This window comes from Sinorhizobium fredii NGR234 (assembly GCF_000018545.1).
Classification (GTDB): Bacteria; Pseudomonadota; Alphaproteobacteria; order Rhizobiales; family Rhizobiaceae; genus Sinorhizobium; species Sinorhizobium fredii_A.
Genome location: NC_012586.1, coordinates 2,250,997 through 2,263,200, shown reverse-complemented (window position 1 = coordinate 2,263,200; position 12,204 = coordinate 2,250,997). Strand labels below are relative to the sequence as shown.

Here is a 12,204-nt window from a genome sequence, read left to right as displayed (position 1 = left end):
CACGACCTGCCCTAGCTCTCGGCGCGTCCCTTCGGCGCATAGAGCGCCCGCGAGCGCTCGAGATGCTTGATCATCGCCTGCTCGGCCTCGTCGGGTTTTCCCCGGCGAATGCAGTCGATAATTTCCGCGTGCTCGGAAAGCGTGACATTCTCCTTGCCGGTCCAGATCAGCATTTCCGTGTGATATTCCTTGAGCCAGCCGAGCATCGCTTCGCTCACGGCGGTGAAGATCGGGTTGCCGGATATCTCCGCAATGCGGCTGTGAAATGCCATGTCGGCGGTGACGAAGGCGTCGGAATCGCCGAGCGCGGCGCGTTGCCGCTTCAAGGTCTCCTCGAGCGCGGCGACATCGGCGGCGCTGGCGCGGCTTGCCGCCTCGCGCACCATGCCGCGCTCGAAGAAAATGCGGGCGTTCTTCAGGTGCTCAAGTGAGTCCGATGAGGCCGAAAGCATGATCTTGGCGGCAACGTCCACCTGCCTCAGCAGCGATTGCGCCGTCGGCTGCAGCACCTTGGCGCGCTCGCCGTGCGAGATCTCGATCAGACCCATATTGGCAAGCGTCTGCATCGCTTCGCGAATGGCCGGCCGGCCGACCTGGAAGCGCTCCATCAGCATCCGTTCCGATGGCATCTCGTCGCCGGGCTGCAACTCGCCGGTCTCGATCAGCGCCTTCAGCCGGGCGAAGACCTCGTCGGAAAGCTTCCTGCGAACGATCGGTTCGGATTGAATCGCCATGTGAACTCCACCGCTGCTGTCGTTCACTTCTATATGCATGTTTTCCTTGGAGAGGAAATCTCGCCCCTTCGCGGGCACTGGCTGCGATTCTTCTTGCGCAACTCAGATACTCATTATACCAGTTCATTTGAAGAAGCTACTCCTTCCACGAAGAGCGAAGCGCCGTGATCCGCATCACCTACCGCATCGAGACCCCCGGCGACGTCGAGGCGCTGGCGGCGAAGATCGCAAGCGATCAGTCGACCGGGACCTTCGTGCTCGTCCCGGGCGAGACCGAAGAGCTGAAGGCCCGCGTAGCGGCCCGGGTCGTTGCCATCAGGCATCTGGAACCGGGCGACCGCCCTTCCTGGCCGGAGGAGGCCGGCGGGGCGAAGCGCTTCAACCGGGCTGAGGCGGACATCGATTTTCCGCTCGATGCGGTCGGCACGGACCTTGCCGCGCTGATGACCATCGCCATAGCCGGCGTCTATTCGATCAAGGGCATGACCGGCGTTCGCATCGTCGATATGCAATTGCCGCCGGAGTTCGGCCGTGCCCATCCCGGACCGCAGTTCGGCATCCCCGGGAGCCGCCGGCTGACCGGCGTTGAGAAACGCCCGATCATCGGCACCATCGTCAAGCCCGCCTTGGGCCTGAGGCCGGAGGAGACAGCTGCACTGGTGGGTGAACTGCTCTCCTCCGGCGTCGATTTCATCAAGGACGACGAGAAGCTGATGAGCCCGGCCTATTCGCCGCTGAAGGCGCGGATCGCCGCGATCATGCCGAAGATCCTCGACCACGAACAGAAGACCGGCAAGAAGGTGATGTACGCCTTCGGCATCTCCCACACAGACCCGGACGAGATGATGCGCAACCATGATCTCGTCGTTGAGGCGGGCGGCAATGCGGGGGTCGTCAACATCAATTCGATCGGCATGGGGGGCGTTGCCTTCCTGCGAAAGCGCTCCGGCATCGTGCTTCATGCGCATCGCAATGGCTGGGATATCCTCACCCGCCACGGCGGCCTCGGAATGGAATTCTCCGTCTGGCAGCAGTTCTGGCGGCTGATCGGCGTGGACCAGTTCCAGATCAACGGCATCCGCGTCAAATATTGGGAGCCGGACGAGAGCTTCGTCAAATCCTTCAAGGCGGCCGGCACGCCGCTGTTTTCCGAGCGCGACTGTCCGCTGCCGGTCGTCGGCTCCGGCCAATGGGGCGGCCAGGCGCCCGAGACCTATGCCCGGACCGGCGGCTCGACCGATCTGCTTTATCTGTGCGGCGGCGGCATTGTCAGCCATCCTGGCGGCGCCGGCGCCGGGGTGAGGGCGGTTCGCCAGGCCTGGGAGGCGGCGGTCGCCGGTATCCCGCTTGCCGACTATGCCAGGGATCATCCCGAGCTCGCTCAGTCGCTCATTAAATTCGCCGACGGCAACGGCACCTGATACCCTTGAGTCGAGCCACGGAAGGCCGCGCATGCAGACACCATTGCTGAGCTACTACGGCGACGACCTGACCGGCTCCACCGACGTCATGGAGGCGCTCGCCTCGCAGGGCGTCGAGACGGCGCTGTTCCTCAGGATTCCGCAGCCCGCGCTGCTCGAACGTTTCGCCCATTGCCGTGCCTTCGGCCTTGCCGGCACGAGCCGCAGCCAGACACCCGATTGGATGGCGGAACATCTGCCTTCCGCCTTTGTCTGGCTGAAGTCGCTGGGGGCCGAGATCGCCCATTACAAGGTCTGCTCGACCTTCGATTCTAGCCCGGCGGTCGGCAATATCGGCAAGGCGATCGAGATCGGCCGCGAGGTGTTCGGCAAGGCGCCGGTGCCGCTGGTGCTCGGCGCACCGCAAATCCGACGCTACACGAGCTTCGGCAATCTCTTCGCGGCCTTTCGGGGCGAAACCTATCGCATCGACCGCCATCCGGTGATGAGCCGCCATCCGGTAACGCCGATGGATGAAGCAGACATCCGACGGCACCTGTCGCGACAGACGTCCTTGAAGACGGGGCTCGTCGACATCGCCCAACTCGCGTCGGCGGATGCAAACGCGACCACGGATTTCGCCTTTGCCGAAGGAAACGACATCGTCCTTCTCGACGTCGCCGGCGCCGAAAGCCAGGCGGCAGTCGGGCGGCAGCTCTGGCGCAAGCGTAGCTCCGGCGGCCAGTTCGCCTGCGGTTCCTCGGGCCTCGAATATGCGCTCGTCCGCGAGTGGCGCCGGCTTGGCCTGCTCGACGGGGCGCCACCTACCTTCAAGGCGCCAGGCCCTGTCGATCGGATCGCCGTCGTCTCCGGCAGCGTCTCGCCGACGACGGAGCGGCAGATCCGCCACGCCCTCCAGAACGGTTTTGACGGGATCGGCCTCGACCCGGTTGCCTTTGCCGCGGCGGAAGGTGGCGCCGCACTCGAGGATGCGATAGCGCGCGGCCTGGCGGTTCTCGCCACCGGCCGGAGCGTCGTTCTCCATACGGCGCTTGGACCCTCGAGCGATCGCGGAGATGCCATCCGCCTGGAGGAGGGACCACGCCATCGGATCGGCGAGCGGCTCGGCTTGCTTCTGAAGGAACTGGTGAAACGGGCCGGCCTTCGCCGCGCCGTGATCGCCGGCGGTGACACCTCGAGCCACGCGCTCGGTCAGCTCTCGGTCGACGCGTTAACCCTGCGTCTGCCGCTGCCGCAGTCGCCGGGTTCGCCGCTCTGCACCGCCCACAGCGCCAACCCGCTGGTCGACGGCATCGAGGTGGCGTTGAAGGGCGGCCAGATCGGGCTGGACGACTATTTCTCGATGATCCGCAGCGGCTGGCCGGCTGCCTGCTGACGCCCGATGCGCACGGCCGGCGGCGGTCGCCACCGGGCCCTGCCATCACCAATACGCATAGCCTCATCATTTCGTTTCATGGATAAAGCGGCCATTCGGCCTTGACAGCAAGATGGTTGCATTTACAAATTCAGTTGTCAGACATCTTACATAACTGGGAACTTTCGGCTAACCGATTTTGAACAGGAGGAATGCGTGAGGAGACTGTTTGCAAAGCTCGCCATCGGCGCCGCCGCATTGGCATTCGCGACCGTTGCCCAGGCGGGTGAAACGCTCGACCGGGTCATGGACAAGAAGGCCATGGTCGTCGCCACCAACAGCGGCTGGCCGCCCCAGAGCTATCTCGACGACAGCAACGAGATGGTCGGCTTCGACATCGACGTCTCCAAGGAAATCGCCAAGCGACTTGGCGTCGAGGTCAGCTTCGAGACTCCCGACTGGGCGACGCTGACCGGCGGCCGCTGGCAGGGGCGCTACGATCTCGGTGTCGGTTCCGTCACGCCGACCAAGGCGCGCGCCCAGGTGATCGACTTTGCCGGAATCTATTACTACAGCCCCTATGTCTATGTTCTTCACAAGGACAGCCAGGCGAAGTCCGTCGCCGATCTGAACGGCAAGATCATCGGCGTCGAGACCGCAACGACCTCCGAAGACTTCATTCGTCGCCAGCTCGAGATCGACGCACCGGGCCTGCCGCCGGTCGAGTACAAGCTCGAGCCGGGCGAGATCCGCACCTTCGCCGATTCCATGCTGCCCTTCGACGATCTGCGCCTCGGGGACGGCGTGCGGCTCGACGCCGTCATCGCGCCTGAGCAGACCGCCATGAATGCCATCAAGAACGGTTATCCGCTCCGCGTTCTGGACGGCGAATACGCCTTCAGGGAGCCGCTGGTGGTGATTGCCGAGAAGGTCGATCCGGATTGGACCACGAAGATCGGCGAGATCCTTGCCGAGATGAAGAGGGACGGTACGCTCGCAACCCTCACCACCAAGTGGTACGGCAAGGATTACAGCGCCGACTGATCCGTTCACCGCGGGCGGCGAAGCCGCCCGCAACCTTGTCCATGCGATCGATCCGCGGATGACCATGTCCTATCCCGATACCTACTACAAACAGACCATGGCCGAGGCGAAGGTCAGACCAGTGCTGTCCGAGACGGTCGAATGCGACAGCGTCGTCATCGGCGGCGGGCTTGCTGGTCTGACAACGGCGCTGCAGCTCGCGCGGTCGGGCCAGTCCGTGGTTGTGCTCGAGGCCGAGAGTGTCGGCTTCGGTGCTTCGGGCCGCAATGGCGGCTTCGTCAGTCCCGGTTATGCCACCGGCAGTGGCGAGATCGCCAACAGAACCGGCCGCGACGCCGCCCGGCAGTTGCATCTCCTCTCGATCGAGGGGGTCGACTTCGTTCGGGAAACGATCGAGACGTTGAAGATCGACAGTGCACGTGCGCAGCCCGGACTGATCAGCGTGCTGCGCTATGACGACGGCAGCAGCCTGAAAGCGCATGCCGACGAGATGAAGCGCGCCTACGGCTACGAGCTCGAATATCTCGGCACCAATGAGCTGCGTTCCATCCTCAAGTCGAAGCGCTACTTCCACGGCCTGCGCGACCGTCGCGCCTTTCACATCCATCCCTTGAACTACCTGCGGGGCGTGGCGGATGAGGTCGAGCGTCTCGGCGGGCGGATCTACGAGCGGTCGGCGGCCATCGGGACGGCGCTTGACGGAGCCGAAAAGACCGTTCAGACGATCCGTGGCAAGGTCCGTGCGCGCCGGGTCGTCTTCACCACCGGTGGCTATACCGGGGCGTTGAACGGCAAGTTGAATCGCGCCTTCCTGCCGATCGCCACCTATGTGATGCTGTCGGAGGAAGCCCCGGACCTCATCCGCACGGCGGTCGCCACCGGGAACGCGGTTGGCGACAACCGCCGCGCCGGCGACTATTACCGTCTCGTGGACAATGGAAAGCGGCTCCTGTGGGGCGGACGGATCACCACCCGGGCGGCGTCGCCGGCCGGGCTCGCACAGGAGTTGCGGCGAGAAATGGTCGGGACCTATCCGCAGCTCGAAGACTTAAAGACCGAGCTCGCCTGGTCCGGTCTCATGTCCTATGCCCGCCATCTGATGCCCCAGATCGGCGAGATGCAGCCGGGCGTCTGGCATTGCACGGCCTTTGGCGGACATGGTCTCAACACGACGGCGATCGGCGGGAAGCTGCTTGCCGAGGCGATCCTCGGCCAATCCGACCGCTACAGGCTTTTCAAGCCCTTCGGGCTCGTCTGGGCCGGTGGATATGCCGGTCTCGCCGTGGCGCAGCTCACCTACTGGAAACTGCAGGCTCAGGACTGGTGGCGCGAGCGCGCTGCCTGAACGCCGGAGAGTTCTCAATGATTGGTCGTTTGGTACTGACTTACCCGGATGCGGCGCGACGCACGGGTCTCCTGCTGATGCTCGCGCTCGTGACGGTTGCAATCTACGGCCTCGGCATCAGCCCGGCCTGGATCGCGCATCTGCTGCCGGCGGCATCCGACTGGCTCGCCGCCCATCCGTCGCTCGGGCAATTTCTCGGGGCCCTGTTGATCGCGCTGACGGCGGCAGTGAACTGGAAGGCCCTGCGCCAGCTGCCGCGCCACCTGCAGGTGGTCGGCGTCTGGATCGAGCTCTTCGCGCTGCTGATGCTGTTCTTCTATTCGTTCGACCTTTCCTTCGCCTTCATTGCCAGGAAGATCGGCTTCCTGGTCTCTCAGGGCGTCGTGACGACGCTCTACATATCGGTGATCTCCATCGCGGTGGCCACGATTATTGCGCTCGCCGGGGCGATCGCAAAGCTGTCGAAGAACGGCGTCATCTACGGATTTGCCACCTTCTACACCTCGCTGTTTCGCGGCCTGCCGCTGTTGATGCAGATCTATATCATCTATCTCGGCCTGCCCCAGGTCGGCTACGTCATCAGCGCGGTGCCTGCCGGTATCCTGGCGCTTTCGCTGTGCTACGGCGCCTACATGACCGAGATCTTCCGGGCCGGCATCGAAAGCATCCCGCGCGGCCAGACGGAGGGTGCTACGGCTCTGGGCCTGAGCCCGGCTCAGACCATGGGACTGGTGATCCTGCCGCAGGCGATGCGCGTCATCATCCCGCCGACCGGCAACCAGTTCATCGCTATGCTCAAGGATTCCTCGCTGGTGTCGGTCGTCGGCGTCTGGGAGCTCATGTATCTCGCCCGCACCCAGGGGCAGACGGAATTTCGTCATATCGAGATGCTGATCACCGCCTCGATGATCTACTGGCTTCTCTCCGTCTGTCTGGAATTTCTCCAGTCACGCATCGAAGCCCGCTTCGGCCGCTTCAATGTCCGTTGATGCGAATGTCGCGCCGGCAAGCACCGGCACGCGCAATCTGCGCGCCGCCGCGCTCGGCTTCATCTCTTTCGCGGTCTTCTCCGGCGCGGACGTGCTGGTGAAGCTGCTCTCCGAGCGCTTTCAGGTGCCGCAGGTGACCTTCATGGTCACGGTCGCCGCGCTCGTCTTCCTCGGATTTCACGCGGCGGCGACCGGTGCCGTCAAAGCGCTCCTGCCGCGCCACCCCGGCCTCGCTCTCCTGCGAGCACTGCTGCTTACCGCCGATACGCTGCTCATCCACTACGCCTTTTCGGTTCTGCCGCTGGCGGAGGCCTATCTGCTGGCGTTCCTGACACCCCTTATGGTGGCGATCCTGGCCTGCATCCTCCTCGGCGAACGACTTTCGCCGCTTGCCTGGACCGGCGTGGCGATCGGTTTCGCCGGCGTTGCTGTGGCGCTGCGGCCGGGGATCGCGCCTCTCAATCTCGGACATGCCGCGGCGGCGGCATCCGCCCTCCTCTTTGCGCTGTCGCTCGTTCTCCTGCGGCGCGCGCGAGCCGGGGAGCGGGACCTGGCACTCGTTTCCACCCTCCTCGTCGTTCTCGCTGCGGTGGCCCTGGCTGCTGCCTTGGCGGGCAATGGCCTCATGCCGGTCGGCGCATTCGATCTCGCCGCCGCCGGCACCGGCGGCGTCTTGCTGCTTGGCGGGCACCTCCTGCTAGTGCGCGCCTTCCGCAGCGGCGATGCCTCCGTGGTGGCGCCGTTTCAATACAGCCAGATCGTCTGGGGCTGCCTCTACGGCGTGCTGTTCTTTGCCACTCCGGTCGAATACCACACGGTCCTCGGTGCCATGGTCATCGTGCTGTCCGGCTGGCTGGTGCTCAAGTAATCCCGGGAGACAAGAATGCCCACTTCGATCGGAATGACGAGTTCGGAAATCACCCTTCGCGGCGTCCACAAGTGGTACGGCCGCTATCACGCCCTCGACGATATCAATCTGTCGATCGCGCCGCGTGAGAAAGTCGTCATCTGCGGTCCGTCGGGCTCAGGCAAGTCGACGTTGATCCGCTGCGTCAATCGCCTCGAGGCGCATGAGAGCGGGCATATTGCCGTCGGCGGCATCGAGGTCGGCGAGGACGAGCGCAAGGTGGATGCTGTCCGCCGCGACGTCGGCATGGTGTTCCAGCAGTTCAATCTGTTCCCGCATCTGACGATCCTGGAGAACTGCGTCCTCGCACCGATGTGGGTGAAGAACATGCCACGCCGTCAGGCGACCGAAATCGCCATGCACTACCTCAGCCGCGTTCGAATTCCCGAACAGGCCCATAAGTATCCGGGCCAGCTGTCGGGCGGCCAGCAGCAGCGGGTGGCGATCGCCCGGGCGCTCTGCATGAATCCCAAGGTGATGCTGTTCGACGAACCGACCTCGGCCCTCGACCCGGAGATGGTCAAGGAAGTGCTCGACACGATGGTGGCGCTGGCGAATGAGGGGATGACGATGGTCTGCGTCACGCATGAGATGGGCTTTGCCCGTCAGGTGGCGGACCGGGTGATCTTCATGGATCGCGGCCGCATCGTTGAAGAGGGCGAACCGGAGGCGTTTTTCGCTCGCCCCAGGACGGACCGCGCCAACCTGTTCCTGAGCCAGCTGCTTCATTGAGAAGGGGCATCTGAGAAGGGGCAGAGCGGCTGCGGCGCCTGCGGAAAGCCGCCGACATGGGTGCAGGTGAGAGAGGCGAGGTCGCGACCGGCTTGCAGGCATTCCGCCAGAGAGCGACCGCCGACCCGGGCGGCGATGAAGCCGGCGATGAAGCTGTCTCCGGCGCCGGTCGTGTCGACGACCTTCACGGGGCGGATGCCGGCTGCGGCGCGCTCCGTGCCGTCGCTCGCAAGCGAGCCGCGGCCACCGCGCGTAACGACGGCAAGACGGGCGCCGCTCGACAGGAAAGCGGCGGCCAGGCGCTCGGCCTCGGCGTCGTTCTCGCCGGACGATCCGAAGGCGATCGACAGCCCCTCGACCCCGAGATCGTCGGCCGAAGCGTTGACCGAAACATCCTGCGAGACACTGACGCCGGCCGCTGAAAGGGCGCGACGCAGCGCTCCGCCATCATCCAGCCAGCCGATATGCACGTGATCCATCGTCTTCAGGATCGCAAACTCGGCCGGGGTGGCTCGATAGCCGGCGCAGACCCCGAAGTCCTCGTGCACGAAGACCCGGTCGCCGACGGGCGTGACGTCGATGTCCGTATAGGCGGTATTGCCGTCGCGTTCCTGCAGGTGGTCGAGCCTGACCGCATTTTCCTCGAGCAGGCGACGCACCTTCGCGCCGTCCGGATCGCGGCCGACGGCGCCGAAATAGAAGGATTGATGACCGAGGCGAGCGAGTTGCACGGCGACGTTGACCGCATTCCCGCCGATATAGGACTGGGAAAGCGGCGGCCGAAAGCGATCGATGCAGTTGTCGCCGACGGCGGCGAGGCGGAAGCGGGTCATGGCTGTCTCGGAACTTGTGCAGCAAGGGTCGCGGATGCCGTTGCACCCGCGACCTCTCGTGTCGCTTGCCCGCTCAATAGGCAACGCGCTTGTAATAGCGCCGCGTCGTCAGCGGATGGTTGCGCATGACTTCAAGATGGGCGCTGATCCGTTCGAGGACGGTGGCGAGGACGATCGGCGAGACGAGGCTGCGCACTTCCGCCGAGATGCCCGGCAGCTCGAACTGCGCCGTATCGAGCACCGTCAGTTTGTCCGTGTAGCTCGGCGCGAAATTCTGCACCCGGTCGGCGAGCGGCCGCAGGCTGTCTTCGCCCTTCAGCAGGACGACGCTGACGCCCTTCTCGACGAGTTCCAGGGTGCCGTGGAAGAAGTCGGAGGCATGCACCGGGCGGGTGCGGATCCACTGCATTTCCTCCAGGATACACATGCCGTAATAGAACGCTTCCGGCCAGGCGTTCCCGGCTCCGGCGATGATATGATAGTCCGAGCCGGCGAGAATTCTCGCAAAGCCCTCGGCCTTGTCCTCGTAGCTGCGCTTCACGTCCAGGAGCAGCCGCGGGAGCTTTTCCAACTCGCTGACAATCGGCTCGTAATTGTCGATCTCGCCGCGGTGCCGCAGGATCGAGAGCGCAATGAAGAGCGATTGCAAATAGAAGGACTCGCACGATGTGTCGTCCTCGGCGAAGTTGACGAAGGCATGATCGCCGCCTTTGCCGAGCGGAGACTCTTGGTGTCCGACGAGCGTCAGCACCGTGGCGCCGATCTCCTTCGCCTTGGCAAGCAGCGCGACGCTCTCCTTGGTGGTGCCGGAGAGGGACGGAATGACGACGATCGATCTTTCCGTCAGGTTGGCCGAGCCGGTCACGACAAGCTCTGCGGCAAGATCGATGAAGACGGGGAAACGCGACCTGCGCTGAAGCAATTGCACGGACGGCTGCATCAGGATGGCGGCGCCGCCGGTGCCCAGGAAGAAGATGTTCTCGGCGCCCTTGTCGAGGCAGGCCCGGATCACGGCGTCGAGCCGCGGCCCGAGGGCAACGGCGCCGGACTGGATGCGAAGAAATCTCTGTTCGTCGAAATTCAGCATGGTTCTCTCTCGATAAAGGCACGAATGGTCACCGCGTCGGCGATGTTGTAAGACAACTGACAACATCGGGCGGTTGTGTCAAGAGCCAAGGGCTGTCGAAACGACGCGAATGCGGCAAACGGGTTCGAAGCTTTGCTGGCATCGTCGCATCCTCTTGACCGTCGTGGATTTGTCAGACAAGAAGGTCGTATCCGCAAACCCGTTGGAGAGAAAATTGGACGAGCCCCTTCGCGACACGCGCACGCTGGTCGTCCAGCTTCGCGACCGCATCGCCGATCTGATCCGCGAGGAGGAGCTGACACCGGGCGACAAATTGCCGACCGAGGCGCAGCTGACGCAGCGCTTCAAGATCTCGCGGCCGGCGCTGAGGGAGGCGCTGAAACTGCTGGAACAGGACGGCGTGATCTACGTCGAACATGGGCGCGGCCGGTTCGTTTCCGCCATGTCGGCCGTCCAGGTGGACAGGCCGATAACGGTGTTCGAGAGCGTCACCGACATGACGCGGCACTATGGCTATCAAACCGTCAACAAGGTGCTTTCGATCGCAGAGGAAGTCCCGGACCCGGTGAGCGCGGAGCAATTGAGGCTGGGTGAGGGCGAGCGCGTCATCCGCCTCGAAAGACTGCGGCTGCAGAAGGATGAGCCGATCCTCTACTGCGTCGACTACATTCCGCGCAGCATCATTCCGACCCGCCTTTATGACATCGACTGGAGCGGCTCGCTTCTCGACCTGCTTGACCGATACCGACACCGGCCGCGCATGTCGTCAGCGACCGTCTCCGCCGTGATGCTGCCGGCGGATGTGATCGCGCGGCACGACCTCGGAGATTTCGGACCGGCGCTGCTCATTCGCGAAACCTGCTTCAGCACGGCGGGGGCGCCCGTCGTCCATGCCATCGACTATCATCGCGGCAGCCATTTCACCTTCAGCTTCGCGCGCAAGTAACCCCTCAATCGCCTTCATCGGGAATATTGAGGACGTGGCCGCAGGCCTTGCAATGGACGGCGTCGAGGTCGTGCCGCTTCAGCCCGCATTGCGGGCAGGGAAAGTTCACCTTGTGGGGACGAACCACCGCCTGGGCGAGCCTGACGAAGAGCGAGATGCCGATGATCATCGTCACGACGGAGGTGAGCTTGCCCAATGTGCCGGGCAGCGTGATGTCGCCAAAGCCAGTCGTGGTGACTGTCGCCACGGTAAAGTAAAGGGCATCGACGAACCCTTCTACGCCTTCCTGTCCATAAAAGAAGGTGGTGTAGACGAAGCCCGTCATCATGAACAGGAAGACCAGGAAGTTCAGGCAGGCGCGCACCACGTCCTGAAGATGCGCCCCGCCAATGCGCCGCAGGCCTTCGCGAAACAGCGGGCTTCTGCCGATCGCCCAGATCCGCATGGCCCGCAGGAATGCGAAATTGAACATCAGGTCGGGGAATAGAAGCGTCGCGAGAATGACCACGTCGATCCACGTCATCGGTCTTTTGAGGAAGACCCGGGCCGAGGGGGCCGCGACAGCGCGTGCGAGCAGTTCGGCGCCAATCCAGGCGGCGATCGTGTAGTCGATGATCAGATAGGACGGCCCGGCCCGGAGGTAGGGACCCAATATGAAAAAGGCGAGGATGCTGAGATCGATGAAAGCGAGCAGCGCCTGCCAGCGCAGCGCCGAGGGATCGCGGCCGCGTTCGAGGCGCTGCAGGGCAATCCGCAGCGATCGGAGAGTAGCGGGGGTGGATCGCCTGCGGTCGGTCGTGTCCATCCGCTGG

General features: G+C 64.1%; 12 protein-coding genes. 8 read left to right on the top strand and 4 right to left on the bottom strand.

Features of this window, described 5'->3' with window-relative positions:
- Window positions 1-11 precede the first annotated feature (11 nt).
- Window positions 12-734 carry a transcriptional regulator NanR gene (locus tag NGR_RS10575; protein ID WP_164924005.1) on the bottom strand — a complete coding sequence of 241 codons (723 nt, stop codon included), beginning with the start codon at window positions 732-734 and terminating at the stop codon, window positions 12-14.
- 164 nt (window positions 735-898) lie between these two features.
- Between NGR_RS10575 and oiaX the strand changes: the two genes are divergently transcribed.
- The 7 genes from oiaX (at window position 899) to NGR_RS10540 (ending at window position 8,526) form a co-directional block, all read left to right on the top strand.
- A complete protein-coding gene (gene oiaX / locus NGR_RS10570; RefSeq protein WP_015888261.1) occupies window positions 899-2,155 on the top strand; it encodes a 3-oxo-isoapionate-4-phosphate decarboxylase OiaX in 1,257 nt (418 codons plus the stop codon).
- Between the two features lie 31 nt (window positions 2,156-2,186).
- On the top strand, window positions 2,187-3,530 hold the full coding sequence (locus NGR_RS10565) for a four-carbon acid sugar kinase family protein (RefSeq protein WP_015888260.1): 1,344 nt from the start codon (window positions 2,187-2,189) through the stop codon (window positions 3,528-3,530).
- A gap of 195 nt (window positions 3,531-3,725) precedes the next feature.
- The gene (locus NGR_RS10560; RefSeq protein WP_015888259.1) at window positions 3,726-4,553 is read left to right on the top strand and encodes a transporter substrate-binding domain-containing protein; all 828 of its coding nucleotides are present in this window, start codon (window positions 3,726-3,728) and stop codon (window positions 4,551-4,553) included.
- 64 nt (window positions 4,554-4,617) lie between these two features.
- The gene (locus NGR_RS10555; protein ID WP_164924124.1) at window positions 4,618-5,898 is read left to right on the top strand and encodes an NAD(P)/FAD-dependent oxidoreductase; all 1,281 of its coding nucleotides are present in this window, start codon (window positions 4,618-4,620) and stop codon (window positions 5,896-5,898) included.
- A 17-nt stretch (window positions 5,899-5,915) separates the two neighbouring features.
- On the top strand, window positions 5,916-6,887 hold the full coding sequence (locus NGR_RS10550) for an amino acid ABC transporter permease (protein ID WP_015888257.1): 972 nt from the start codon (window positions 5,916-5,918) through the stop codon (window positions 6,885-6,887).
- Window positions 6,877-7,755, top strand: a complete 879-nt coding sequence (locus tag NGR_RS10545; protein WP_015888256.1) for a DMT family transporter — start codon at window positions 6,877-6,879, stop codon at window positions 7,753-7,755. The genes NGR_RS10550 and NGR_RS10545 overlap by 11 nt, the downstream gene beginning before the upstream one ends.
- Window positions 7,756-7,770: 15 nt before the next feature.
- The gene (locus NGR_RS10540; protein ID WP_015888255.1) at window positions 7,771-8,526 is read left to right on the top strand and encodes an amino acid ABC transporter ATP-binding protein; all 756 of its coding nucleotides are present in this window, start codon (window positions 7,771-7,773) and stop codon (window positions 8,524-8,526) included.
- On the opposite strand, the gene NGR_RS10535 is transcribed toward NGR_RS10540, so the two are convergent.
- Window positions 8,520-9,359: a PfkB family carbohydrate kinase gene (locus NGR_RS10535; protein WP_015888254.1), complete on the bottom strand. Its 840-nt coding sequence runs from the start codon at window positions 9,357-9,359 to the stop codon at window positions 8,520-8,522. The two genes, NGR_RS10540 and NGR_RS10535, sit on opposite strands and share 7 nt — an antisense overlap.
- Before the next feature lie 73 nt (window positions 9,360-9,432).
- The gene (locus NGR_RS10530) at window positions 9,433-10,446 is read right to left on the bottom strand and encodes an SIS domain-containing protein (protein ID WP_164924004.1); all 1,014 of its coding nucleotides are present in this window, start codon (window positions 10,444-10,446) and stop codon (window positions 9,433-9,435) included.
- A 214-nt stretch (window positions 10,447-10,660) separates the two neighbouring features.
- Between NGR_RS10530 and NGR_RS10525 the strand changes: the two genes are divergently transcribed.
- Window positions 10,661-11,392, top strand: a complete 732-nt coding sequence (locus NGR_RS10525) for a GntR family transcriptional regulator (RefSeq protein WP_164924003.1) — start codon at window positions 10,661-10,663, stop codon at window positions 11,390-11,392.
- Window positions 11,393-11,396: 4 nt separating this feature from the next.
- On the opposite strand, the gene NGR_RS10520 is transcribed toward NGR_RS10525, so the two are convergent.
- On the bottom strand, window positions 11,397-12,197 hold the full coding sequence (locus tag NGR_RS10520; RefSeq protein ID WP_015888251.1) for a potassium channel family protein: 801 nt from the start codon (window positions 12,195-12,197) through the stop codon (window positions 11,397-11,399).
- Window positions 12,198-12,204: the final 7 nt, after the last annotated feature.

Excerpts from the sequence above, each read along its gene's own strand:
- NGR_RS10575 (WP_164924005.1), bottom strand. The coding sequence starts at position 734 with ATGGCGATTCAATCCGAACCGATCGTTCGCAGGAAGCTTTCCGACGAG.
- NGR_RS10565 (WP_015888260.1), top strand. The coding sequence starts at position 2,187 with ATGCAGACACCATTGCTGAGCTACTACGGCGACGACCTGACCGGCTCC.
- NGR_RS10555 (WP_164924124.1), top strand. The coding sequence starts at position 4,618 with ATGTCCTATCCCGATACCTACTACAAACAGACCATGGCCGAGGCGAAG.
- NGR_RS10550 (WP_015888257.1), top strand. The coding sequence starts at position 5,916 with ATGATTGGTCGTTTGGTACTGACTTACCCGGATGCGGCGCGACGCACG.
- NGR_RS10545 (WP_015888256.1), top strand. The coding sequence starts at position 6,877 with ATGTCCGTTGATGCGAATGTCGCGCCGGCAAGCACCGGCACGCGCAAT.
- NGR_RS10540 (WP_015888255.1), top strand. The coding sequence starts at position 7,771 with ATGCCCACTTCGATCGGAATGACGAGTTCGGAAATCACCCTTCGCGGC.
- NGR_RS10535 (WP_015888254.1), bottom strand. The coding sequence starts at position 9,359 with ATGACCCGCTTCCGCCTCGCCGCCGTCGGCGACAACTGCATCGATCGC.
- NGR_RS10530 (WP_164924004.1), bottom strand. The coding sequence starts at position 10,446 with ATGCTGAATTTCGACGAACAGAGATTTCTTCGCATCCAGTCCGGCGCC.
- NGR_RS10520 (WP_015888251.1), bottom strand. The coding sequence starts at position 12,197 with ATGGACACGACCGACCGCAGGCGATCCACCCCCGCTACTCTCCGATCG.